The sequence below is a fragment of the Mesorhizobium sp. M7A.F.Ca.MR.245.00.0.0 genome (assembly GCF_003997415.1).
Taxonomy (GTDB): Bacteria; Pseudomonadota; Alphaproteobacteria; order Rhizobiales; family Rhizobiaceae; genus Mesorhizobium.
Genome location: NZ_RZTE01000003.1, coordinates 231,730 through 255,139, shown reverse-complemented (window position 1 = coordinate 255,139; position 23,410 = coordinate 231,730). Strand labels below are relative to the sequence as shown.

The 23,410-nt window shown below is 63.5% G+C and carries 20 protein-coding genes; 15 read left to right on the top strand and 5 right to left on the bottom strand.

Going from position 1 to position 23,410, the window contains the following annotated elements; genetic code table 11:
• Window positions 1–31: 31 nt before the first annotated feature.
• Window positions 32–1,678 carry an acetolactate synthase large subunit gene (locus EOB80_RS06140; RefSeq protein ID WP_127327019.1) on the bottom strand — a complete coding sequence of 549 codons (1,647 nt, stop codon included), beginning with the start codon at window positions 1,676–1,678 and terminating at the stop codon, window positions 32–34.
• An 85-nt stretch (window positions 1,679–1,763) separates the two neighbouring features.
• The gene (locus EOB80_RS06135; RefSeq protein WP_164762527.1) at window positions 1,764–3,101 is read right to left on the bottom strand and encodes an aromatic ring-hydroxylating dioxygenase subunit alpha; all 1,338 of its coding nucleotides are present in this window, start codon (window positions 3,099–3,101) and stop codon (window positions 1,764–1,766) included.
• 113 nt (window positions 3,102–3,214) lie between these two features.
• Between EOB80_RS06135 and EOB80_RS06130 the strand changes: the two genes are divergently transcribed.
• Window positions 3,215–4,123 carry a LysR family transcriptional regulator gene (locus EOB80_RS06130; RefSeq protein ID WP_164762526.1) on the top strand — a complete coding sequence of 303 codons (909 nt, stop codon included), beginning with the start codon at window positions 3,215–3,217 and terminating at the stop codon, window positions 4,121–4,123.
• A 4-nt stretch (window positions 4,124–4,127) separates the two neighbouring features.
• Here the strand turns inward: EOB80_RS06130 and EOB80_RS06125 are convergent, their stop codons facing one another.
• Window positions 4,128–5,399: an FAD-binding oxidoreductase gene (locus EOB80_RS06125; RefSeq protein WP_127327016.1), complete on the bottom strand. Its 1,272-nt coding sequence runs from the start codon at window positions 5,397–5,399 to the stop codon at window positions 4,128–4,130.
• Window positions 5,400–5,594: 195 nt separating this feature from the next.
• Between EOB80_RS06125 and EOB80_RS06120 the strand changes: the two genes are divergently transcribed.
• The 7 genes from EOB80_RS06120 (at window position 5,595) to EOB80_RS06090 (ending at window position 14,357) form a co-directional block, all read left to right on the top strand.
• On the top strand, window positions 5,595–6,587 hold the full coding sequence (locus EOB80_RS06120) for a membrane dipeptidase (protein WP_127327015.1): 993 nt from the start codon (window positions 5,595–5,597) through the stop codon (window positions 6,585–6,587).
• A 312-nt stretch (window positions 6,588–6,899) separates the two neighbouring features.
• Window positions 6,900–8,459, top strand: a complete 1,560-nt coding sequence (locus tag EOB80_RS06115) for an ABC transporter substrate-binding protein (RefSeq protein WP_127327014.1) — start codon at window positions 6,900–6,902, stop codon at window positions 8,457–8,459.
• Between the two features lie 52 nt (window positions 8,460–8,511).
• Entirely contained in the window at window positions 8,512–9,459 is a 948-nt protein-coding gene (locus EOB80_RS06110) for an ABC transporter permease (protein ID WP_127327013.1), read from the top strand.
• 28 nt (window positions 9,460–9,487) lie between these two features.
• The gene (locus EOB80_RS06105) at window positions 9,488–10,327 is read left to right on the top strand and encodes an ABC transporter permease (protein ID WP_127268563.1); all 840 of its coding nucleotides are present in this window, start codon (window positions 9,488–9,490) and stop codon (window positions 10,325–10,327) included.
• Window positions 10,324–11,307 (top strand): ABC transporter ATP-binding protein, encoded by a 984-nt coding sequence (locus EOB80_RS06100; protein ID WP_127327012.1) that lies wholly within the window; start codon window positions 10,324–10,326, stop codon window positions 11,305–11,307. The genes EOB80_RS06105 and EOB80_RS06100 overlap by 4 nt, the downstream gene beginning before the upstream one ends.
• A complete protein-coding gene (locus EOB80_RS06095; RefSeq protein WP_127327011.1) occupies window positions 11,304–12,281 on the top strand; it encodes an ABC transporter ATP-binding protein in 978 nt (325 codons plus the stop codon). The genes EOB80_RS06100 and EOB80_RS06095 overlap by 4 nt, the downstream gene beginning before the upstream one ends.
• 48 nt (window positions 12,282–12,329) lie before the next feature.
• The gene (locus EOB80_RS06090) at window positions 12,330–14,357 is read left to right on the top strand and encodes a CocE/NonD family hydrolase (protein ID WP_127327010.1); all 2,028 of its coding nucleotides are present in this window, start codon (window positions 12,330–12,332) and stop codon (window positions 14,355–14,357) included.
• A 20-nt stretch (window positions 14,358–14,377) separates the two neighbouring features.
• On the opposite strand, the gene EOB80_RS06085 is transcribed toward EOB80_RS06090, so the two are convergent.
• Window positions 14,378–15,280: a LysR family transcriptional regulator gene (locus EOB80_RS06085; protein ID WP_127327009.1), complete on the bottom strand. Its 903-nt coding sequence runs from the start codon at window positions 15,278–15,280 to the stop codon at window positions 14,378–14,380.
• A gap of 102 nt (window positions 15,281–15,382) precedes the next feature.
• On the opposite strand from EOB80_RS06085, the gene EOB80_RS06080 reads away from it, so the two are divergent.
• From EOB80_RS06080 to EOB80_RS06070, 3 genes are all read left to right on the top strand, one after another.
• Window positions 15,383–16,372 carry a zinc-dependent alcohol dehydrogenase family protein gene (locus EOB80_RS06080; RefSeq protein WP_127327008.1) on the top strand — a complete coding sequence of 330 codons (990 nt, stop codon included), beginning with the start codon at window positions 15,383–15,385 and terminating at the stop codon, window positions 16,370–16,372.
• A gap of 232 nt (window positions 16,373–16,604) precedes the next feature.
• Entirely contained in the window at window positions 16,605–16,907 is a 303-nt protein-coding gene (locus EOB80_RS06075) for a zf-TFIIB domain-containing protein (RefSeq protein WP_127270121.1), read from the top strand.
• A gap of 68 nt (window positions 16,908–16,975) precedes the next feature.
• The gene (locus EOB80_RS06070) at window positions 16,976–17,962 is read left to right on the top strand and encodes a Tim44 domain-containing protein (RefSeq protein WP_127327007.1); all 987 of its coding nucleotides are present in this window, start codon (window positions 16,976–16,978) and stop codon (window positions 17,960–17,962) included.
• Window positions 17,963–18,003: 41 nt separating this feature from the next.
• Here EOB80_RS06070 and EOB80_RS06065 read toward each other — a convergent pair whose 3' ends face one another.
• Window positions 18,004–19,101, bottom strand: coding sequence for a lactonase family protein (locus tag EOB80_RS06065; protein WP_127327006.1), 1,098 nt, complete (start codon window positions 19,099–19,101; stop codon window positions 18,004–18,006).
• A gap of 199 nt (window positions 19,102–19,300) precedes the next feature.
• Here EOB80_RS06065 and EOB80_RS06060 point away from each other — a divergent pair, with 199 nt between their 5' ends.
• Genes EOB80_RS06060 through EOB80_RS06045 form a run of 4 tightly spaced genes read left to right on the top strand, consistent with a single transcriptional unit; the run spans window position 19,301 to window position 23,394 of the window.
• Window positions 19,301–19,852, top strand: coding sequence for a MaoC family dehydratase (locus EOB80_RS06060; RefSeq protein ID WP_127270127.1), 552 nt, complete (start codon window positions 19,301–19,303; stop codon window positions 19,850–19,852).
• A gap of 2 nt (window positions 19,853–19,854) precedes the next feature.
• Window positions 19,855–21,015, top strand: coding sequence for a CaiB/BaiF CoA-transferase family protein (locus EOB80_RS06055; protein WP_127255131.1), 1,161 nt, complete (start codon window positions 19,855–19,857; stop codon window positions 21,013–21,015).
• Window positions 21,012–22,181 (top strand): extracellular solute-binding protein, encoded by a 1,170-nt coding sequence (locus EOB80_RS06050; RefSeq protein WP_127327005.1) that lies wholly within the window; start codon window positions 21,012–21,014, stop codon window positions 22,179–22,181. The genes EOB80_RS06055 and EOB80_RS06050 overlap by 4 nt, the downstream gene beginning before the upstream one ends.
• 25 nt (window positions 22,182–22,206) lie before the next feature.
• Complete coding sequence (locus EOB80_RS06045; protein WP_127327004.1) at window positions 22,207–23,394, top strand: ABC transporter substrate-binding protein; 1,188 nt, start codon at window positions 22,207–22,209, stop codon at window positions 23,392–23,394.
• The last annotated feature ends 16 nt before the right edge of the window (window positions 23,395–23,410 follow it).

Sequence of the window (23,410 nt, the reverse complement as noted above, 5' to 3'; positions counted from 1 at the left end):
AAGCAATCCTGACGGCGGCTTGTCGCTGCCGTCAGGGCGTCTGCGGCGCTGGCAGCCGCTCGCGCAGTTCGTCGACAAGCACCCTGGTGTTTTCGGAATAGTCGATGGGCACGACGACGAGATGCACGCCGCCGCCGGTGAAGGCCTGTTCCAGCACCGGCCGCAAGTCGGTGATCTCCGCAACCCTGGTCCCCTTGGCGCCATAGGCCTCGGCATACTTGACGAAATCGGGATTGCCGAAAGTCATGCCGAAATCCGGGAACGCATCGACCGCCTGCTTCCAGCGGATCATGCCGTAGGCGTGGTCCTCGAGCAGCAGGACGACCAGGTTGAGCTTGAGCCTGACGGCGGTTTCCAGTTCCTGGCTGTTCATCATGAACCCGCCATCGCCACAGATGGCCATGACACGGCGCTGCGGATAGAGCAGTGCCGCCATCATCGCCGACGGCAAGCCCGCGCCCATGGTGGCCAGCGCATTGTCGAGCAGGATCGTGTTTGCCATGCGCGTCCGGTAGTTGCGCGCGAACCAGATCTTGTACATGCCGTTGTCGAGAGCCAGGATTCCGTCCGCCGGCATCACGGCGCGCACGTCATGCACGATGCGCTGCGGCGTGAAACGGTCTTCGGTGGCGCGCGCGGCGATCCGGCTCAGAATGCCTTCGCGCAGCGGCAGCAAGGCCTGTGCGTTGGGGATCTTGCCCTCGATGCGGTCGGCCAACAGCGCCAGCGAAGGACCGAGGTCGCCAACGATTTCGGCTTGCGGGAAATAGACCTGCTCGACATCGGCTGAATGGTAGCCGACATGAATGACCTTCGGCCCCTTCGCCCCCATGATGAAGGGCGGCTTCTCCACCGTGTCGTGACCGATGGTGATGATCAGATCGGCCTGCTCTATGGCCTCATGCACATAGTCGCGCTCCGAAAGGGCTGCCGTTCCCATATAGAGCTCCGTGCCGCCGGGCACGGTTCCCTTGCCCATCTGCGTGGTGATATAGGGAATTTGCGTCCGCAGCACGAACTGCGCGACATCGGGGGTCACGCGCGGACGCGACGCCGCCGCGCCGAACATCAGCAGCGGGCGCCTGGCTTCCATGATCATAAGGGCGGCGCGATCAAGCGCACCCGGGCTGGCCAGCGGCAGTTCGACCGGGTGCGTCGGCACCAGTGCGATCGGCTCACACTCGGCCGCCGCAATGTCTTCCGGCAGTTCCAGATGTACGGGGCCGGGACGTTCTTCCTGGGCGACACGGAAAGCTTCGCGCACCAGCGAGGGGATCATCTTCGGCGAGACGATCTGGCGCGACAGCTTGGTCAGCGGCTTCATCGCCGCGACGATATCGACGATCTGGAAGCGCGCCTGCCGGGATGACAGGATGCCCTTCTGGCCGGTGATCATGATCATCGGCATCGCGCCGAGCAGCGCATAGGCCGAACCGGTCGAAAGATTGAGCGCGCCTGGGCCAAGCGTGGTGATGCACACACCTGCCTTGCCGGTGAGCCTGCCATAGGTGGCGGCCATGAAAGCGGCTGCTTGCTCGTGGCGGGTCAGGATCAGCTGGATCGAGGAGCGGCGGATGGATTCGACGATATCGAGATTTTCTTCGCCGGGAATGCCGAAAATCCGTTCGACCCCTTCGTTCTCAAGGGCCGCGACGAACAAGTCCGAACCTTTGGTCATAAACTGTCTCTCCCGCAACATTCCGTCGGCCACCTTCATATGGCATCGGAATGCGACGCCTCAAAGAGGCATCTTCGGCCACGGGTCAGAGCCGCGTGTTGCAGCTCGCCGCCTTCGGCGATGCGAAAAGTTCCTTCGGCGCGGACCACTGGCTGACGGTCGCGCCGCGCGTGCCGGTGATCAGCGAGCGGAGTTCCGACAGATAGGTCTGCACGAAGAACGAGGTCTGGCTTTCCAGCGGCGTGTAGGGGCCTGGCCGGTAGGCACGGGACATAATGCCGTCGGCATTGTCCTCGGTGATCTTCTTGTCCTGCACCGTGGTGACGTCCCACATCCAGCTGATCGCATCGGCGTCGATGTCGTTATCGGCATCCTTGTCGACGAGCCAGGTCAGGATGACGTCTGTTTCCATGGCGTTGCGCGGTATCATCTGGAACAGCGTGACATAATCATTGGCAGCACTTGCAAACGACAGGCGTCCGAGGCGAAAGCCGCTTTCGCCGCCATCATAGGCGTGACGACCACCCATCAGGCACGAGACCCCCTCGCCCGTATTGGACAGCGTGTTACGGCCGGAGCCGATCGGCTTGCGGTGCATGGCAAACGGCATCGTGTCGAGGTCGCCTGCTTGCCATGCGCCCTTGTGGAATTCGGCATCGCCGATGACGCTGTGCCAGGCCTCGATTTCGTTCTGCCACTCGACCGCCTTGTCGGCATCGCGGGTCGCGGTCACTTTGACATGGCCGTTGACGCGGTAATATTCGGGATGAGCCGGCCGGCAGTGATAGCATTCGAGAAAGTTCTCGAGCACCAGCTTCCAGTTCGCCTTGGTCAGATAATTCTTGCGGGCGACGATGCGTGCACGGTCGAGGCCGTTTTCGCGCAAGCCGCCCGTCAGCCCGTCCGCGACAGGCTGGATGTCGGGCAGCGAACTAGCATCGAGGCCGCAGAAGACGAGGCCGCCGAAACCCTTGCAGGGCACGCGGTGCAGTCCCAGCGCTTCCGGATCGACGCTTGCCGGCAGATCCTGCCGCGACTGCAATTCACCGGTCAGCCTGAACGACCAGGCATGATAGGGGCAGACCAGAAGCTTGCCGCGACCATCTTTGGCGCAGAGCCGCGAGCCGCGATGGGTGCAGACATTGTAATAGGCCGCGATGTCGTCCTCGCCATCGCCGAAGCGCACGACGATGATCTCCTCGTCGAACAGCTGGCGCACGATGTAGCGGCCCTTTTCAGGCACCTCGCTGGAATGGGCGACAAGCATCCATTGGCGTGGGAACCACAAGTCACGCTCCAGCGCGAAGATCGCAGGGTCGGCATAGAAGGCCTGTTCCAGCGACCAGTCCGGACGTTGCCGGTCGATCAGCCTGACGGTCTCGCTTCTGTCGATAGGCTGGCTGTTCGGTGTGTAGGCCTGCACGGCAAACACCTTTCTGCTCGCTGGCGTTAGGATGATTTTTCGATAGAGTGTGCGATGCGGAAAGGCTTGCCGCAAATACAGAAATAATAGACCTCCATATCGAAAAGGCATGAATGCAGGTTCGGATCGTGAAAACCCTCAAGACATCGCTTCCCCTGCTGAACGCCATGGTCGTCTTCGAGGCTGCCGCCAGGCATGGCGGGCTGACGCTGGCCGCGCAGGAGCTCAACATCGCACAATCGGCGGTCAGCCGGCATGTCGCCAATCTCGAGCGCCAGTTGTCGGTCGAGCTGTTCACGCGCAAAGGCAACCGCGTCGCCGTCACCGGGGCCGGCAACACGCTGGCCGAAGCGATCCGCGAGGGTCTCGGCACCATCAGGCAAACGGTCGAGGATTTGACCGCGCACGACAGCGATACATTCGTGGTCGGCTGCAGCCACGATTTCGCGCAGGCATGGCTGATGCCGCGCTTCGACCTCATCACATCGCGGGTGGCCGGCGACCGGGTGCTTTTGCAGACATCCACCGATTACAGGGATTTCGACCAGCCCGAAGTGGCGCTGTCGATCCGTTTCGGCGAAGCCGGGCAATGGCCCGAATTCGTGGCCGACAAACTGCTCGACGGCGAATGGTTCCCGGTTTGCGCACCGGCGTTCCTGGCGCGTTACCTGGCGCTCGCCTCGGAGGACCCCGAGGGTTTCCTGGCGGTGCCGCTGCTGCACCAGGTGACGCCGCCCGGCGCGATCGACAGTTGGCAGTCATGGATCGGAACCGAGCGGAAGCTCGATGGGCCTCGGTTCACCAGCTACATGTCGATGATCCACGAAACCATCGCCGGGCGCGGCGCGGCACTCGCCTGGGCGGGATTCGCCGATGAGCATCTGCGTCGCGGCCAGCTCGTCCGGCTGACGAAAACCTCGCGTCGCCACGCCGGCTCCTTCCACATCGTCATGAGGAAGAATGCCGGCCCGGTGGTCAGGGCGGTGGCGCAGGCGCTGCTGGCCAGCGTCGGCGACAGCTAACAGATCAGGCCTCGCGACCAAACCGCGACGCTTCATGACGCGCGCCCCAGGCCGGCATGGCGGCCTCGATCTCGGCCTCCGACTTGAAGGCATCGGAGGCGTAGCGATCGACACGGAACCGCTCGGCGGAAACGATCGGGGTGTGCCCGAGGACCAGTTCGCAGGATAGCCGGCCAAGACCCGGTCCATGGGTGACGCCGCTCTCATTGTCGCCGCCGACGACCACGACATTGTCGCTGCCGGGCACCTTGCCGACGACAAGGCCGTTGTCGGGCGTGTAGCACGGCACGCCTTGCGCCCAGCTCGCGATCGTCGAACCGCGCAGCGGCGGGAACACAGTCTGCAACTCGGCAAGCTCCTGCTCGGAGGTCTCCCGCATCAACTCGATATTGTGCGGCTGGCCAGGTTCGATCTCGTTGTCGTCGGTCTTGTAGAGAGGTTTGTAATGCCGGCCGGTTCCCCACATGACGGCGCCGAATGTTTCGCGCAGCCACAGCCGCAATTCGCGGCACTGGACCGTGGGAATGGCCGACGGCAGCCCACGATCGTCGGTGACGATGCGCGTCGCGACGACGCGCAGCAGCGGCAACTTCCAGCCGAGGCCTGATATGACCTGGTTGTTCCAGGCGCCGGCGGCAACGATCACGCCGTCAGCCTCAAGGCTGCCCTGATCGGTCTCGATGGTCACCCGATCGCCTGCATCATGGACGGCCGTCACGCGTGTGCCGCTGCGAAAAACACCGCCGAGCTCGCTGATCTGGCCGGTCAGTACCCCCATCGCCAGCTTGGTGTCGAGCTGGATGCCGTGAGGATTGTAGGCAGCCGAATGGACCCGCGCCGGGTCGATGAGGCCCTGCATCTTCTGGCCGATCTGCGCCGCGTTCAAATCCTGCATTTCCGGTGGGGCATAGGGTGAGTCCAGCACCGGTCGGACGAAACGCTCGCGCCCGTCCTCGGTCAGCGCCATGATCAAGGTGCCGTTTGGCCGATAACCGATCTCGACGCCGACCTCGTGCAGCCTGCGATAGAAATCGAGGCCATATTGCTGCAGTTGAAGGCCTTCTTCACCGAGCGGGATCATGCCGGCGGACCAATGGGAGACGAAGCCCGCGCCGGCGCTGGTGGTCGCGGCACCCGGCTGACCCGCATCGATGACCGTCACCCGGCGCACGCCGGACCGCAGCAAATGGAAAGCCGCGCTGCAGCCGATAATGCCGCCGCCGATCACGGCGATATGCCTGCTATCGCTCCCGCCATGGCTTCCGTTTGAGCTCATCTTTGTTCTCCCTTTTGCCGATGGCCCGGTCGGAGCGACATGCAGCGACGGCGACCATACAGGCCCGTTCGGAGCTGTCTAGACACATGTGTCTGTGGCCTGATACTTGATGCGCACTGCATCTGGATCACACATCCGGAACGCCGCTTGATCTGGCCTTCCGTTGTTGGTGTTGCCGAGAGAGCGAGGAAAAAAGTGCGCGTTTCGACTGCCGCCAAGGCCATTTTCGACAGTGAAATCATATGGGACGCGCATTCCGGCTTCATGCCGGATCCGGCTGCGGACCTGAACAATCTGCAGATCTGGCGCGACGCCGGCATCGACTATCTGTCAATCGATGTCGGCTTCGACCTGTTGCCCTGGGAGCAGACAGTGCGGACGCTCGCAAATTTCCGTCACTGGATCCTTGCCAATCCCGAGCACTACACGCTGGTCTCCTCCGTCGCGGAAATCCGCAAGGCCAAGCTCGAAGGAAAACTGGCGATCACCTTCGACATCGAGGGCATGAACGCGCTCGACGGCCGCATCGAAATGGTCGAGTTCTATCACCATCTGGGTGTGCGCCAGATCCTGTTCGCCTACAACAGGAACAACCTCGCCGGCGGCGGTTGCCACGATGTCGAGACCAGCCTGACGGCGTTCGGCCGCGAGGTCATCGACGAGATGAACCGTCTCGGCATGTTCGTCGACGTCACCCACACCGGCTACCGCACCTCGATGGAGGTGATGGAATACTCGAACCGCCCTGTCATCTTCTCGCACTCCAACGCCAAGGCCCTGTGCGGCCATGGCCGCAACATCACCGACGAGCAGATAAAGGCCTGCGCGCGCACCGGCGGCATCGTCGCGATCGTCGGGCTCAATCGTTTCCTGGGAGAAGGGCGGACGGACTCGGACAGGCTGGCTGACCACATCGAATATCTCGTCGACCTGGCTGGCCCAAATCATGTCGGCATCGGGCTGGACTACGCCTTTCCGGTTGATGTCAAAGGCATCGACCGCATCATTTCCGACAACCCGCAATTCTGGCCCAAGAGCGAATATCCAGAGGGGGCGACTACCTACTCGGCTCCAGGTCAGATGCGCGAACTGACCGAGGTTCTTCTCCGCCGCGGACAGTCCGAGCAGACGGTGCGCGATGTCCTGGGTGGCAATTTCGTGCGCCTGGCGGCTGAAATCTGGAAGTGAAGGTAGCGGAGAGCGCGTCTCCGCTCCAGCTCTTGATCCAGGCCCCACCGAATGGCGGACCAGGCCGCACCGTGTGCGCGATCACATTTCGCGCTTAGCCGCTTGCCTATGCCGACGCAGCGGCGGGGTCGGATCGGATATCAAGATTTCCCGCAAGATCGTCCGTATCCAAGATTCGGACATGCCGGCAAATTTTCGCTAGACATAGATGTCTATTATTAGCAGTTTTAGCTGACAGACACATTCGGCCCGGCTTGGAGAATGGCCTGCGGCCTGAAAAACAAGACAACGAAAACAGCAGAGGGGTAGAGCATGTCCATTCTAGCCGACACCAGGGTTTCGCGCCGCAGCTTGCTCGCCGGAGCCGGCGCTTTCGGCCTCGCCTCAATGGTCAATCCAAAAGTTTCCTGGTCGAGCGACGGGCCGATCCTCAAGGTGCGATCCTACGCCGACATCCAGACGCTCGACCCTTGCTTCCGGCTGGCGGCGCCTGAAGGCGACATCACCAGCGTCATCTTCGCCGGCCTCGTCGTCACCACGCCGGGCGATAGCTGGGGCTGGCGACCGATGGCGGCGGAAACGATCAAGCAGCTCGACCCGCTGACCGTCGCCTTCCAGCTGCGCGACAATATCGGTTTCACAGACGGCTACGGCCAGATGACGGCGGAAGACGTCAAGTTTTCGATCGAACGCATCGCCGACCCCGCCAACAAAAGCCCCTATTCCGGCGACTGGGCAACGCTCAAGGAAGTCGAGGTCAAGGACAAGCTGTCGGGGCTGATCCACCTGAAGCAGGCCTTCGCGCCGCTGTGGACGTCGACCTTGCCGACGCCGTCCGGCACCATCCTGTCGAAGCGCGCCATAACCGAGCTCGGCGGCAAGATGGGCGTCAAGCCGGTGGCCCAGTCGGGCCCCTACATCCTGAAGGAATGGCTGCCCAAGCAGCGCACGGTGCTGGTGCGCAATCCCGACTGGAAGTACGAGCAAGGCGCCTTCGCGGAAATCCACATCCATCCGATCGAGGACGAGAAGACCGCCGAACTCGGCTATGAGGCCGGCGACCTCGACTACACCTGGACCGCGGTCTCCTCGATCTCGCGGCTGAAGCAGACACCGCCGCCAAAGACGACCGTCGTCGAGAAGCCTTCGCTGGCCTTTGTCTGGCTCGGCATGAACCAGGATGTCGCTCCCTTCAACAATCCGAACATGCGCCGCGCGGTTCAGCACGCGGTGGATCGCAAGGCGGTGGTCGACGCCGCCTATTTCGGTGCGGCCGCCACGGCCACCGGCATCATCGCGCCCGGTCTGCCCGGCCATCGCGAGAAGAACCTCTTCGATTTCGATCCGGACCGCGCCCGCGACATGATCGCCAAGGAGGGGCTGGCCGGCACCACGATCACGCTCGACATCCTCAACAAGACCGAGCGGCTGACCGCGGCGCAGGTCGTGCAGTCGAACCTGCAGGATGTCGGTCTCACTGTGGAGATCAAGCAGAACGACAGCGGCACCTTCTGGACGCTTGGCGCCAAGGAAGGCGACTACTACAAGAAGCTGCAGATGATCATCAGCCGCTTCTCCATGCAGCCGGACCCGAGCTGGGCCACCGCCTGGTTCACCCGCGACCAGATCGGCGTCTGGAACTGGGAGCGTTTTTCCAGCGAGGAATTCGACAAGCTCAACGCCGAGGGCATGGTCGAGCTCGACCCGGCAAAACGCGATGTCATCTACAAGAAGCTGCAGGACCTGATGGAGGAGAACGGCAACTACGTTTTCCTGACGCATGAGGTCACCGGCATCATGAATCGAGACACGCTTGTGGCCGGCCTGAAGCCGAACGGCGAACCCGTGTTCACCGACTTCAAACCGGCATGACATCGGCGGGCGGGGCTCGCCCCGGCCAAAGACCATCCGACAGGTACCGAAAATGATCCGCTACGCCCTCAAGCGTCTGTGGCTTGGCGCCATCATCATCAGCGTCGCCATGATGATGATGTTCGCCATGGTCTACCTTATTCCCGGCGACCCGGCCTCCGTCGCGCTGGGGCCGCGCGCGACGCCGGAGATGATGGAGGCGCTGCGCGTACGCATGGGCCTCGACCAGCCGGTTTGGCGGCAGTTCCTGCATTTCTACGGATCGGTCTTGCGCGGCGATCTCGGCACCGAGGTGCTATCAGATCGGCCAGTTCTGGACGTGGTGATGGAACAGCTTCCGTTCACGCTGGCGCTGGTGGTCGGCGGCATCACGTGGTCGGTGGCGCTGGGCATCCCGCTTGGCTGCATCGCGGCGGTGCGGCGCGGCGGCTTTGTCGATCAGGTGATCGGGGTGCTGTCGGTGGCGATGATCGCCGTGCCATCCTTCGTCGTCGCCATCTATTCGCTGCTGGTGTTTGCGGTCGCCCTGCAATGGCTGCCGGCGATCGGCGCCGGCGAACCGGGCGACCTCGCCAGCCGGCTTCAGCACCTCATCCTTCCGTCTCTGGCGGTCGGCCTTGGCTGGATCGGCTACATCTCGCGCATGGTGCGCGCCTCGATGCTGGAGACACTGGAGGCCAGCCATATCCGCACGGCGCGCGCCTTCGGCCTGACCGAGCACCGGATCGTCTACACCTATGCGCTGCGCATCGCCGTGCTGCCGACCATCACCTTGCTCGGCGTCGGCATCGGCCACATGCTGTCGTCTTCGGTCTTCGCCGAAATCGTCTTCGCCCGTCCCGGCATCGGCAAGCTGGTCTATGAGGCGATCTCGGTGCGCAACTATCCAATCGTCTCCGGAGCCGTGCTGGTCACCACGGTCTTCTTCGTCCTCGTCAACGTAGCGGCCGACATCCTGGTCGGCCTATTGGATCCCCGTGTCAGATCAAGTTTCAACTGAGCTGCCGTCCCGCAGCTTCCGTCTCGGCATGATATGGCGCACCGTGCGCCGCATCATGCGCGAGCCGCTGGGCGCCATCGGTCTGACGCTGGTGACGGTCGTGGTGCTGTCAGCGGTCTTCGCCAGCCTCCTGACCAGCTATGCGCCGAGCAAGATATCGCCGGCCGAACGCTTCGCTTCGCCGAGCCTGCTGCATCTGCTCGGCACCGACCATCTCGGCCGCGATCTTCTCACCCGGGTGCTCTATGGCGGGCGCGTCGCGCTTTTGATCGCGCTGGGCGCGACAGCGGTGTCGCTGGTTGTCGGCGTCGTGCTGGGGCTGATCGCAGGCTATGGGCCGCGCTGGCTCGACAATGTGCTGCTGCTGATCTTCGACGCGGTGAAGAGCTTTCCCACCGTTATGCTGGCGCTGACGCTGGTCACCCTGTTCGGCCCCTCGCTCTACGCGGTGGTGCTGGTGGTGATGCTGGTCAATGTGCCGGGTTATGCCCGCATCATCAGAACCCAGACGCTGGTGCTCAAATCAGCCGAACATGTCATGGCGGCGCGCTCGATGGGCGCCAGTGCGGGCCGCATCCTGCGCGTCCATATCCTGCCCAACATCATCGGCCCGATCCTGATCTTGATATCGATGGACATTCCCGTGGTGGTGGCGATCGAGGCCGGCATGAGCTTTCTCGGGCTCGGCGTGCGGCCGCCGACGCCGAGCTGGGGCGCGATCCTCAATGACGGCTTCGCCAACATTCGCGATTCCTACTGGATCGTGATTGCCGGCGGCCTGCCGATCGTGCTGACGACACTCGGTTTCACCTTCTTCGGCGAGACGCTGCGCGACCTCTTCGATCCCCGGCTGAAGGGGCGCTCATGACGGTTCTCGAGGTCAAGAATCTGAGCGTCGCCTTCCACACCGAGAGTGGGCGACTGGAGGCGCTGAAGCAGGTGAGCTTTTCCGTGCCGGCCAACCGCAGCGTCGGCGTGGTCGGCGAATCCGGCTGCGGGAAATCAACGCTCATCAACGCCATTCTCGGCCTGCTCGCCGACAATGGTGAAATCACATCGGGCGAGATCATCTTCGAGGGCGACAAAGACCTTGCCCGGCTCGACCCCACCGCGATGCGCGGCTTGCGCGGTCTCAGGATCGCCACCGTTTTCCAGGACCCGATGGGTGCGCTCAACCCGGTGCTGTCGGTGGGGCGCCAGATGCGCGACATCCAGTATCGCTCGAACCTGTCTAAGCGGGACAAGGATGCGCGCTCGGTCGCCATGCTGCGCAAGGTGCGGATTCCCGATCCGGAAAGCCGGCTGACACAGTTTCCGCACGAGTTCTCCGGCGGCATGAAGCAGCGGATCGCCATCGCCATGGCGCTGATGATGGAACCGGCGCTGCTGATCGCCGACGAGCCGACGACTGCGCTCGATGCCACGCTGGAGGTGGCCACTATCGAACTGCTCAAGGATCTGCAGCGCGACATCGGCTGCTCGGTGCTGTTCATCTCGCATCATCTGGGCGTGATTGCCGAACTCTGCGACGAGATGATCGTGATGTATGCCGGTGAGGTGGTGGAGAGCGGCACGACTCGCGAGATCTTCCACGATGCGCGCCATCCCTACACGCAGAAGCTTTTGGCCTGTGATCCCGCGCGGCTGTCGCAGCGGGTTGCCCGCCTGCCGACCATCGCCGGGACCTTGCCGGATCTGCGCCGCCGACCAAGCGGCTGCGTCTTCCAGCCGCGCTGCGATCGCGCCGACGCCCAATGCCTGACGACGCCTCCCAGCGCAATCCTCGGTGGGTCTCACATCGCCCACTGCTGGCATGCGGACATTCCCTTGGGAGCGATGAACGCATGAGCTCCGACGACCTGCTCCGCGTCAGCGATTTGCGAGTCTCGTTCCGGGTTGGCGGCCTGTCCGCCAGGCTCGCGGGGCGGGCCACCGAGATCGAAGCGGTGTCCGGTGTCAGCTTCACGCTTCAACGAGGCAGCACCTTCGCGCTGGTCGGCGAATCCGGCTCGGGCAAGACGACGCTGGCGCGCACGCTCAACGGTCTTCAGCCGGTGAAAGCGGGCACGATCCTGTTTGAAGGGCAGGAACTGCAAGGCCTGTCCAACGCCGCCATGAAACCGGTGCGGCGGCGCATGCCGATGATGTTCCAGGATCCGGTCGGATCGCTGTCACCACGGCTCAGCGTGCGGTCGCTGCTGTCGGAGCCTTTCGTCATCCACGGACTGTCGGATCGCGATCTCAACGCCGAAGTCACACGACTTCTTGCACTGGTCGGGCTGCCGCGCGATTTCGCTGACCGCTACCCGCACCAGCTTTCCGGCGGCCAGGCGCGCCGCGTCGGTGTGGCGCGGGCGATCGCGCTGGACCCGGTTCTGGTCGTCGCCGACGAGCCGACAGCCGGCCTCGACGTCTCGGTGCAGGGAGAGGTGCTGAACCTGCTCAACGACCTGCGTGACCGCATGGGCCTGTCGATGCTGATCATCACCCACAATCTGCATGTCGTGCGCCAGATCGCCGACCGCATGGCGGTAATGTATCTCGGACGCTTCATCGAACAGGGCGAAACCGAAGCGATCTTCCGCGCGCCGCATCATCCCTATACGGCGGCCCTTCTCTCGGCCAATCCAGAGCCCGATCCCGACAGGGTGCATCAGCGCATCACGCTGCCGGCCGACGTTCCCTCCCTGCTGGCGCGCCCCTCAGGCTGCGAATTCCACACACGCTGTCCGCAGGCCCAGCGCCGCTGCGCGGTGGATGTCCCCGTCCCGGTCGCAGTTGGCGACAGCCGTCTGACCTGCCATTTCCCGCTGAACACATAAGGATCGCCACCGGCGCAAGTGTCGGCCGGGGCGTTGAGAGGAGCCGCCATGCAAGATATCCGCGTCGTCACCGATTTCCCGCGCAAAGTCCGCGAGATCGAGAATTTGTGGATTCCGATGCCGGACGGCGTCAAGCTGGCCGCACGCATCTGGTTGCCGGAAGACGCGGAGGCCGATCCGGTGCCGGCGATCCTCGAATATCTGCCCTATCGCAAGCGTGACGGAACGGTGGAGCGCGATGCGCTGACGCATCCCTATTTCGCCGGTCACGGCTATGCCGGCGTGCGGGTCGACATGCGCGGCTCGGGCGACAGCGAGGGATTGTGCAAGGGTGAATATCTGAAGCAGGAGCAGGATGACTGTTTGGCGGTCATCGAATGGCTGGCTGGGCAATCCTGGTGCTCGGGTAGCGTCGGCATGATCGGCATCAGCTGGGGCGGCTTCAACGGGCTGCAGGTCGCCGCCCGCCGCCCGCCGGCGCTGAAAGCCGTCGTCTCGCTGTGCTCGACCGACGACCGCTATAATGATGACGTGCATTATCTCGGCGGCGCGATGATGTGCGACAATCTGATGTGGGGAACCACCGCTTGGGCCATCGCCATGACGCCACCGGATCCGCTTGTTGTCGGCGACCGCTGGCGCGAGCTTTGGGAGCAACGGCTGAACGGCAACGGCATCTGGATGCAGGACTGGTTCGAACACCAGCGCCGCGACGATTTCTACAAGCACGGCTCGATCTGCGAGGATTATGCCGATGTCGGGATCCCGGTCTATGCCGTCGGCGGCTGGGCCGACGGCTATCCCAATCCGATCTTCCGGATGCTGGAAAAGCTGAGCGGTCCTCGCAAGGGCCTGATCGGACCCTGGGGCCACAAATATCCGCACTTCGCCATGCCCGGCCCGCGTATCGGCTTCCTGCAGGAGTGCCTGCGCTGGTGGGATCAATATCTCAAGGGCATCGACACCGGCATTGCCGACGAGCCGATGCTGCGCGCCTGGATCCAGGATCCCGCACGGCCGGCGGCGATCTATGACGAGCGGCCCGGCCGCTGGGTGGCGGAACCGGCGTGGCCGGGACCCGGCGTCGGCGAAAAGGTGCTGCACCTTGCGCCGCATGTGCTGAGCGAAGCCAAGGGCGAAAACGCGGTTCTGGAGATTTCATCGCCGCAGACGGGCGGCCTGTCGTCCGGCGCCTGGTGCGGTTATGGCGTCATGCCGACCTTGCCGGTCGACCAGCGGACGGAGGAAGGCAATGCCCTGATCTTCGAGACGGTGCCGTTGACCGAGGCGATCGAGATCCTTGGCTTCCCCGAATTCGAAGTTAAACTCTCCTCCGACAAGCCCGTCGCCCTTCTGTCCGCCACGCTGTCGCAGGTATTTCCTGAAGGTGCCGCCTCGCGTATCAGCTACGGTATTCTCAATCTGAGCCATCGCAACGATGATCTGGACATCGCACCCATGGTGCCGGGCCAGGCGGAGACCGTCCGCGTCAAGCTGCGCTGCTGCGGGCAGCGTTTCGAGGTCGGGGAGCGTATCCGGCTGGCGCTGGCGACATCGCATTGGCCGATCGTCTTCCCGACGGCCGAGCAGGCGACGTTGTCGATCCATTGCGGCGACAGCCGGCTGATCCTGCCGGTGCGCGCGCAGCAGAAGCTGGACGACACACTGGGGGTTTTCCTGACTCCGGAAAGCGCCGCGCCGATGGAGCAAGAGGTGCTGGCCAAGGGCGACGGCTTCCAGCGTTCGGTGTCGACGGACCAGGTCACCGGCGAGACCGTCTATCAGGTCGCCAATGATGGCGGCACGGTGCGGCATCCACATACGGGAATGGTGCTCTCGGCGAGGCATGTCGACCGGTTCATCATCCACCCCGACAATCCGAACTCGGCGGTCGGCACCTGCACCTGGGACAAGTCCTATGGTCGCGGCGACTGGCAGGTGCGGCTTTCAGTGAAGGCGACGGTAAGGGCGCTGCGAAAGGTCTGGCGGATCGAGACCCACATCACCGCCCATGATGGCGATGAGCTGATCGTCGACCGCAACGAGGTCAAGGAGTATCCGCGCGATCTCAACTGAGAGCGACTGCGACGCTGCGGTTAGGCCATCGACTTCGGCAAGGCAGCCGCCAGCGCATCGACGGCCAGCCGCACCTTCAGCGGCAGATGCGGCGTCTGCAGCCAAAGCGCGTGGCAGTCGTAGAGATATCGCGGCTGATCCGGCAACAGCGCCAGCAGAACGCCGGCTTCAATGCGCTCGCGCACCAGCCACCAGGGCAACCAGGCAAGGCCCATGCCGTCGGCAGCCGCGTCAGCGATGGCATCGAGATCGTCGAGCCGCAGACGGCCGGTCGGTATGATCTCCTGCACCGGTTGCCCCTCTCGCGCAAATAGCCAGGGCTGAATGATCTGGCCGAGCCGGCGGTAGACAATTGCCTGATGGTCGGCGAGATCCTCGATCTGTCGCGGTTCGCCATGAATTCTAAGATAGGAAGGTGCGGCGCAGACGACCATGTCCTGGCGCGCGACGCGGCGTGCGATCACCCCCGCCTTGTCGCCCAGAGCACCGGTCCGAATGGCGAGATCGTAGCCATCCTCGGCAAGATCGGCGAAGCGATCGCTGAGAGATAGATCGAGTTCCAGCATCGGATATTGCCGGGCGAGTTTCAGCAGCACGGGCGTCACGCAGTGGCGACCGAAATGCGCCGGCATGGTGACGCGCAGTTTTCCGCGTGGCTCCGAAAACTGGTCGGCGGCGAGCGCATCTGCGGCGTCGGCCTCGGCCAGCACCACCCGACAGCGTTCATAGTAAGCGCGGCCGAAATCGGTCAGGTTCTGCCGGCGTGTGGTCCGGTTGAGCAGGCGAACGCCAAGTCGTTCTTCGAGAGACCGGACATGCTTGCCAACCATCGGTCCCGAGACGTCCAGGGCGACCGCTGCTGCCGCGAACGAGCCGAGATCGACGGCCTTGACGAACACAGCCATGCTTTCGAGCCGATCCATATTCGGAACTCCTGGTTTCTACTGTTCTTCTCTTGCAGCCATTTATCCCCGGAAGGTCTATCTGCATAGCTCATTCAGTTCAGATGATTTGGAGTATCCCGAATGACACGTGTGGTTCGCTTTCACCAGCATGGCGGCCCCGAGGTTCTGCGCATCGAGGACGTCGAGCTTCCCCGACCGGGTCCGGGCGAAGTTCAAATCCGCGTCAAGGCCCTCGGCCTCAATCGCGCCGAAGCGCTGCTGCGCGCGGGTTCCTATATCGAGACGCCGAAGCTGCCCTCGGGGCTTGGTCTCGAAGCGGCGGGTGTCATCGAGGCTATAGGCGACGGCGTGAAGGATTTCGCGCCGGGCGACGGCGTCAGTGTCATCCCGCCGCAATCGATGATCCGCTGGCCGGCCTATGGCGAGCTTGCCACTTATCCCGCGGAACTTATCGTCAAGCACCCGCCGTCGCTCGACTGGCAAACGGCAGCGGCGGTCTGGATGCAGTACCTCACCGCCTATGGCGCGCTGATCGATATCGCCGGGCTGCACAGCGGAGACCACGTGGTGATCACCGCGGCGTCGAGTAGTGTCGGGCTTGCCGCGGTCCAGATCGCCAACAGTGTGGGCGCGACGACGATTGCGGTGACGCGAACATCGGCGAAGATGCGGGCGCTGCTCGAGGCAGGTGCGGCCGAAGTCGTGTCCTCGACGGAGGAAGATTTGGCGGCGCGGTTGAACCAGATCGCCGGGCCGCGAGGCGTGCGCGTCGTGTTCGATGCGGTCGGCGGCCCGATCTTCGAGCCGCTGACGGCGGCCATGTCGCATAGCGGCATCCTCATCGAATATGGCGGACTGAGCCAGGCGCCGACACCGTTTCCGCTATTCGCCGTGCTGGCCAAGACGCTGACGCTGCGCGGCTATCTCGTCCACGAGATCACCGGCAACCCGGCGAAACTGGAGGCCGCCAAGGCTTTCATCCTCGCAGGACTCGAGACCGGGACTCTAAAGCCGATCATCGATAGGACCTTCGCGTTCGACCAAATCGTCGAGGCACATCGCCACCTGGAGTCGAACGAGCAGTTCGGCAAGATCGTGGTGACGATCTGAAATCGTGGTGACGATTTGAAATCGTGGTCACGGTCTGAGCGAGATGGCGAACAAATCACTCTTGCGGGCAATATCGCCCCTTGAAGGCGCGGCGCTGCATTCCTAATTGTCCCCTGCGGGCCGGGCCCCTCTGACTGTCGCTTTTGGCGACTGTGATGTCGGACCGCTGTAACGGGCCCGTTTTCATCCTTTTCGGTCGAGCGGGTTCCTTCTTTTTGGTTTGGAGCGCCGTATGACATCTCCTTCTCTCCTTGGCATGACTTGCCCCTCCTGCCGCGTTGCGCTCGTGATGAGCGAACGCCAGGGTATCGAAATCGACTACTGTCCGCAGTGCCGCGGCGTCTGGCTTGATCGGGGAGAACTCGACAAGATCATCGAGCGTTCCGGCAGGGAAGCGGCGCCGGCGCCGCAGCCACAGCCGGCAGCGTTCTCCCAACCGCAACACGGCCAGGGCCGCGACGACGATTATTCCCGCTCCCACGGCCACCGCTATCCAAAGCGGAAGAAATCATTTTTCGAAGAGTTGTTCGATTGACCGTATAACGCCGGCACCCGGCGACGGCTGAAAATTTCCGAAACCGCAGAGACAAAGGTTCATCTCCGATGACTTCCCGTACAAGCCGATTTGCAGCCCTCTTTGCAGGACTGTTCCTGGCGTTTTCGATGGTCGCGATAGACCATGCCGAGGCGCGCCGCGGCGGCAGTTTCGGCAGTCGTGGCATGCGCACGTTCCAATCGGCACCGCCGACCAGGACCGCACCGGCCCCGACCGCTCCGGTCGAGCGTTCGATGACGCCCAACACCGGTGTGAACAACGCGGCCCGGCAGCCACAGGCCGGCCTGCAGAGGCCCGGCTTCATGAGCGGCTTCGGGGGAACGATGATGCGGGGCCTGCTGCTCGGCGGCCTGATCGGCCTGCTCGTCGGCCAAGGCTTCGGCGGCCTGGCCGGAATGTTCGGTTTCCTGCTTCAGGCCCTGCTCATCGGTGGCGCGATCATGCTGGCTATCCGCTTCTTCCGCTCGCAATCGGCGCGTGGTCCTGCGCCAGCGCTCGCCGGTGTCGGCAATGCCCAGGCTTCGAGATTTGAGAACCGCGCAACGGCAGGGCAGCAGACTGCAGGCTCCTTCACAATTCCCGGCTTTGGCGGTGGTTCGGGCGGAAGCTCTCCGGCCATCGGTTCTGATGAGATCACGCTGGCTCAGACCGACCTCGACGCATTCCAGCAGCTGTTGACCGATGTCCAGGAAGCATTCGGGCGCGAAGACCATGCCGCTCTGCGCCGGGCTGTTACCCCCGAAATGGTATCCTATCTGTCGGAAGAGCTGGCCGACAATGCCCAGAAAGGTCTCAGGAACGAGGTAACGGACATCACGTTGCTGCAGGCCGACGTCGCTGAAAGCTGGCGTGAGGATGACCGCGACTACGCCACGGCCGCATTGCGCTACGAGTCTCGTGACGTGACGCGCGAACGGGCCAGCGGCAAGGTCGTCGCGGGCGACGATGATCATCCGACAGAGACGACCGAGCTGTGGACATTCGTGCGTGAGAATGGCTCGAACTGGAAGCTCTCGGCAATACAACAGGCTTGAGCCCCGGGCGATTTTGTCCAAGGCTTCACAGTTGTCGGCGTTCAGCGCACGATCTTGACGCACATCGGCGTGCCGATCTCGATGGCGCGCCCGGTGTCGCTGAGTATGCCGGTCTCGGCGTCGCGAGCGAAGATCGAGATGCGGTCGGCGTTCTGGTTGGCGGAAAACAGATGGCCGCCTGACGGCGTCAGCGCCAGATTGCGCGGCGTCGCGCCACCACAAGAGATATAGCCGACGAGGCTCAGCGAACCCGTCTGCTGGTCGACCGCCATGATGACAACGCTGTCATGGCCACGGTTGGAGCCGTAGACAAAACGGCCATCCGGCGAGATCTGGATGTCGGCGCAATGGTTGCTGTCGCGCGCCTCGGCCGGCACCGCCGGCTTGGCGTCGATGAGCGTGAGCTTGCCCGAGGCTTCGTCCAGCGCCATCGCCACGATGGTCGAATCCAGCTCGTTCATAACGAAGACGAAGCGTCCGTTCGGATGCAGTGCGAGGTGGCGTGGACCGGCGCCCGCCGGCAAAGCGGATTCCGCAAGCTTGGTCAGGTTGCCGTCGTGCTCGATCCGGTAGGACACCAGCCGGTCGATGCCGAGATCGGCGACGATGGCTGTCCCGCCGGCAATGGTTTCGGTAATACTGTGGGCGTGCGAGCGTTCCTGTCGTGCCGCATTCGGGCCGGTGCCGGAATGCGAGACGCTGGCCAGCGGGGCCGTCAGCGCGCCGTCCTTTTCGAAACCATAAACCGCCACGGCGCGGTCCGGGCCGCCCCCGCCCATGCCGTAATTGGCGACCAGCAGTTTTGTTCCGTCGCGGGTGATGGTGTTGTGGGCGGTGATGCTGCCCAGCGATGGCTGCTTGTTCAGATAGGTGAGCGCGCCCGAGGCACGATCGAAGCTGTAGGCGGAGACAGTTCCCTCGCGCCAGGTGAAGACTTCCGAATTGGCGTAGACGTGTGAACCGTCCGGCGTCACCGAGAAGAAGGTTGGATTGTCGACGTCATCGGCTTCAGCCAGCTTTCGGGTTTCCAGCGTCGTCTCGTCAAAGCTGTAGACGCTGAGGCCGACGCCCCGAGCGCCCTGAAAATACGGCGCCTCCCGGTTCAGGCTGCCGACAAAGACCAGACAATCCTTGCGCATGATTTTCCTCCCTGCCCGCCTGCGCTTCGGCGCGCGGGAGCAGCCAAAATTTCGCCTGTTCACGCTTGCAACGCAACCCCATATGTGAAAATACTATTTACAAAAGAAGATTGACGGGAGGAGACGTCTTGGATTCAGGCGCCTTGATGCGTGTTCAAATGGTTGCGCGGTCCCTTCGGCAGGACTGGCGGATTCGGTCATGAACGATTTCGCATCCACCGTCGGTGTCGCCTCGACGCATCCCAAGAACATGCCGGCGGATCATGCCGCGCTGCCGGTATGGAACGCCGAAAACTGGTTCTATGAGGATTGGCCGGTCGGGCAGAAGATCCGCTCGTTGCGACGGACCATGGCCGAAGGCGACAGCCATTTGTTCAACACGCTGGTGCTCGACATCCACCCCTATGTGCAGGACCAGATGTTTGCCGAGAGCGAAGGCATTTTCGGCAAGCGGCTGATCGCCGGCGCCTTCGTCTTCTCGGCTGGCCTGGGACTGGTCGCCACCAACTGCGTCAACGCCTTTTCCTATGGCTACGACAAGCTCCGCTTCATAAAACCCGTTTTCATTGGCGACACGATCTATTCGATCCGCTCCAATCTCGACAAGAAGCCCCGCTACCAGGAGATGGGGTTGATCCGCGCCAGCTATGAGGTGTTCAAGGGCGAAGGCGAGCTGGTTCTCTATTGCGAGCATCTGCAGACGGTGAAGTACCGCAACCCGGCCGACTTCGTCGGCAAGACGGAGAAATAACGATGCCGGCAGCAGCCGAATTGCCGCTCGCCGGTCTCGTCGTCGTCGACATGAGCCAGTTCCTGTCCGGGCCTTATTGCTCGCTGAGGCTGCTCGATCTCGGCGCGCGCGTCATCAAGATCGAGCGCCCGGATGGCGGCGACCTGTCGCGCCGGCTCTATCTCAGCGACACCGAGATCGGCGGCGATTCCACCATCTTCCATGCCATCAACCGGGCCAAGGAAAGTCTTGCCATCGACCTCAAGAACGAGGCCGACCTCGAGGCGCTGCGCGGCCTTCTGGCCAAGGCCGACGTGCTGATCCAGAATTTCCGGCCGGGCGTCATCGAACGGCTCGGCTTGGACTATGAGGCGGTCCGCAAGATCAATCCACGCCTGGTCTATGCCTCGATCAGCGGCTATGGCGAGGACGGCCCGTGGGTCAAACGCCCGGGCCAGGATCTCCTGGCGCAGGCGCGTTCCGGCGTGATGTGGTTGAACGGCGACGAGGACCAGGGGCCGGTGCCATTCGGCCTCGCCATCGGCGACATGCTGGCCGGTGCGGCCTGTGCGCAGGGCATTCTGGCCGCACTCGTGCGGCGCGGTATCACCGGTCAGGGCAGCCACATCGAAACCAGCCTTCTGGAAGCGCTTGTCGATTTCCAGTTCGAGGTGCTGACCACGCATCTCAATGACGGCCGCCGGCTGCCCAGGCGCTCCAGTTTCCGCAGTGCGCATGCCTATCTGTCGGCGCCTTACGGTGTCTATCCGGCCAAGGACGGCTATCTCGCCATCGCCATGACGCCGATCCCCAAGCTGGCCGATCTCCTGTCGCTCAGCGAACTCGCACCCTATCGCGACAAGCCGGCATCCTGGTTCACCGCGCGCGACGACATCAAGGCGATCATCGCGCAGCGGATCGCGACCAAGACCATCGATGAGTGGCTTGATATCCTCGAGCCGGCCGACATCTGGTGCGCCAAAGTGCTGACCTGGCCGGAGATGCTGGCGAGCGAAGGGTTCCAGTCCCTCGACATGCTGCAGACTGTGACGCGCGAGGACGATGTCTCGATCCTCACCACCAGTTCGCCGCTCCGGGTCGATGGCATAAGGGCCAAGGTCGATCGGGCGGCGCCCCGCATCGGCGAGCACAGTGCCGCCATCCGCGCGGAGTTCGGCCTGTGAGCGTGCCCATCCTCAAGGGCATGACCTGGAGCCATCCGCGTGGCTACAATCCGATGGTCGCCTGCTCGTCGCTATGGCAGCAGAAGACCGGCGTCGTGATCGAATGGGACAAGCGCTCACTTCAGGACTTCGAATCCTTTCCGGTCGAGGAACTGGCGCGCGCCTATGATCTCATCGTCATCGACCATCCGCATGTCGGCCAGATCACGGCCGAAGGCTGCCTGGAGCCGCTGGATGTCGCCGGACGCGAGGCGGAACGCACGGCCCTTGCCTCGGGCAGCGTCGGCCAGTCCTATCCGAGCTACAACTGGCAAGGACGGCAATGGGCTTTCCCGATCGATGCGGCAACCCAAGTCCAGGCATGGCGGCCGGATGCGATCAGTGCGCCACCGGCGCGCTGGAGCGAGGTGCTCGATCTCGCCCGTCAAGACCGCGTGCTGCTGCCGTTGCGGCCGCCTCACGTGTTGATGGTTTTCTACACGCTTGCCGGCAATCTCGGGCATGCCTGCACGACCGATTCATCCGACGATCTGATCGATGTGGAGATCGGTAGCCAAGTCTTCGAGGCAATGCGCGAGATCACAGCGCTGGTCGATCCCGCGTGTTTCGAGATGGACCCGATTGCCGTCTCCGAACGTATGGCGGAGGCCAGTTCCAGGTTCGTCTGCGCGCCACTGATCTATGGCTACGTGTCCTATGCGACGGATGGCTTTCGGGCGAACCGGCTGGCCTTTGCCGATGTTCCGGTCATCGGTTCCGGCGGCCCGGTCGGTTCGGCGCTTGGCGGCACCGGCATAGCGGTTTCAGCCTTTTCCAAAGCCAGGGATGCCGCGATCGACTTCGCCTATTGGGTCGCGAGCGGCGATGTTCAGCGCGGCCCCTATGCCGCCGCCGGGGGCCAGCCCGGCCATGCAGCGGCCTGGGAAGATCAAGCCGTCAATGAAGCGACCGGCGACTTCTATCGGGATACGCGCGCGACGCTGGAGGGCGCATGGGTGCGGCCGCGCCATGACGGCTACATGGCGTTCCAGCAGGCGGCTTCCGAACGCATCCTTTCCGGCATGACCTCCCGGCATCAAGCCCGACAGGTCGTTGCCGATCTCAATCGCCTGTTTCGGGAGAGTTTCCCGGCGCAGGTGTCCGGCGCTGCCGGTGGAGGAGCCTGAACCAACCGAACGGAGGAGAACAAGAATGACAGGAATGATCCGCGGCCTGCTGGCCGCAACGGCGCTTGCCTCGCTTGCAACGACCGCCTTTGCCCAGGATGTGCAAGGCGTCATCGGCGGGCTGCCGACCGAACTCAAGGCGCAGTATGACGGCGCGCCCCAGAAGGTGCTGCCCTCGGCCTGGGACAATTTCACCGCGCCGCCCATGCCGTGGAAATGGTGCCACTCGGAATCATATCAGGGCAATCCGTGGCGGGTCACGGTGACCAAGGAACTGAAGCGCCTTGTCGACGGGCTAATCGCCGACGGAATGGTGTCCAGCTTCGAAGTGTCTGATTCCAACAACGATGCCAGCCAGCAGATCAACCAGATCCGCGCCTTCATCGACAAGAAGTGCTCGATCATCACCTCGATCCCGGGTTCGGCGACGGCGCTTGACGACGCCATCGACGCTGCCGCCAAGGCCGGCATTCCGTTCATCACGGCGGCCGGCTCGGTGACCAGCCCGAACGCGATCAATGTCGATTCCAACTATGCGCGCTGGGGCTATGACATGATGGCGGCGATCGGCAAGGCGCAGCCGGACGGCGCCAGCATCCTTCTGGTCGAAGGCATCGCGGGACACCCGATCGTCGTGCAGGAGCGCCAGGGCGCGGACAAGGCGCTGGCCGAAAATCCGAAGCTGAAGATCTCGCGCAACGTCAACGGCAACTGGACGGCCAACGTCACCAAGACAGTGGTGCTGCAGGCGATCGCCACCAACCCGGCGCCGATCGATGCGGTGTGGACGACAGGCAGCGAGAGCCGTGTCGTTGCCGAAGCCTTCGCGGAAGCCGGCCGGCCGGCGCCATTGATCACCGGCTCGATCACCGGCGATGCGCTGGGCTACTGGAAGGCCAACCCCGACAAGTACCGCTTCGAAGGCCATGCGGTGCTGCCGCACTGGACCGCGCAAACGCTGTTCCGCGTCGGCGAGCGCATGCTCGACGGACAGAAGCCGAAGCTGAACACGCTGCTGATCCCGATCCCGCCTGTCCACACCGCCGATCTCGGTGCCTGGTACAAGGACTGCATGACGACCGATGCCGTGTCGATCTTCCCGATCCCGCCGAAAGATCCGATGCCGGAGGAATGGCTCGACGCCTATTTCTCGAACCCGGCGCCGACCAAGGGCTGGGATTATTCGAAGGTCCCCGACGCCTGCGCAAAATAACGCTGCGCGAACTAGC

Excerpts from the sequence above, each read along its gene's own strand:
- EOB80_RS06140 (WP_127327019.1), bottom strand. The coding sequence starts at position 1,678 with ATGACCAAAGGTTCGGACTTGTTCGTCGCGGCCCTTGAGAACGAAGGG.
- EOB80_RS06130 (WP_164762526.1), top strand. The coding sequence starts at position 3,215 with ATGCAGGTTCGGATCGTGAAAACCCTCAAGACATCGCTTCCCCTGCTG.
- EOB80_RS06125 (WP_127327016.1), bottom strand. The coding sequence starts at position 5,399 with ATGAGCTCAAACGGAAGCCATGGCGGGAGCGATAGCAGGCATATCGCC.
- EOB80_RS06115 (WP_127327014.1), top strand. The coding sequence starts at position 6,900 with ATGTCCATTCTAGCCGACACCAGGGTTTCGCGCCGCAGCTTGCTCGCC.
- EOB80_RS06110 (WP_127327013.1), top strand. The coding sequence starts at position 8,512 with ATGATCCGCTACGCCCTCAAGCGTCTGTGGCTTGGCGCCATCATCATC.
- EOB80_RS06105 (WP_127268563.1), top strand. The coding sequence starts at position 9,488 with ATGATATGGCGCACCGTGCGCCGCATCATGCGCGAGCCGCTGGGCGCC.
- EOB80_RS06100 (WP_127327012.1), top strand. The coding sequence starts at position 10,324 with ATGACGGTTCTCGAGGTCAAGAATCTGAGCGTCGCCTTCCACACCGAG.
- EOB80_RS06095 (WP_127327011.1), top strand. The coding sequence starts at position 11,304 with ATGAGCTCCGACGACCTGCTCCGCGTCAGCGATTTGCGAGTCTCGTTC.
- EOB80_RS06090 (WP_127327010.1), top strand. The coding sequence starts at position 12,330 with ATGCAAGATATCCGCGTCGTCACCGATTTCCCGCGCAAAGTCCGCGAG.
- EOB80_RS06085 (WP_127327009.1), bottom strand. The coding sequence starts at position 15,280 with ATGGATCGGCTCGAAAGCATGGCTGTGTTCGTCAAGGCCGTCGATCTC.
- EOB80_RS06080 (WP_127327008.1), top strand. The coding sequence starts at position 15,383 with ATGACACGTGTGGTTCGCTTTCACCAGCATGGCGGCCCCGAGGTTCTG.
- EOB80_RS06075 (WP_127270121.1), top strand. The coding sequence starts at position 16,605 with ATGACATCTCCTTCTCTCCTTGGCATGACTTGCCCCTCCTGCCGCGTT.
- EOB80_RS06070 (WP_127327007.1), top strand. The coding sequence starts at position 16,976 with ATGACTTCCCGTACAAGCCGATTTGCAGCCCTCTTTGCAGGACTGTTC.
- EOB80_RS06065 (WP_127327006.1), bottom strand. The coding sequence starts at position 19,101 with ATGCGCAAGGATTGTCTGGTCTTTGTCGGCAGCCTGAACCGGGAGGCG.
- EOB80_RS06060 (WP_127270127.1), top strand. The coding sequence starts at position 19,301 with ATGAACGATTTCGCATCCACCGTCGGTGTCGCCTCGACGCATCCCAAG.
- EOB80_RS06055 (WP_127255131.1), top strand. The coding sequence starts at position 19,855 with ATGCCGGCAGCAGCCGAATTGCCGCTCGCCGGTCTCGTCGTCGTCGAC.
- EOB80_RS06045 (WP_127327004.1), top strand. The coding sequence starts at position 22,207 with ATGACAGGAATGATCCGCGGCCTGCTGGCCGCAACGGCGCTTGCCTCG.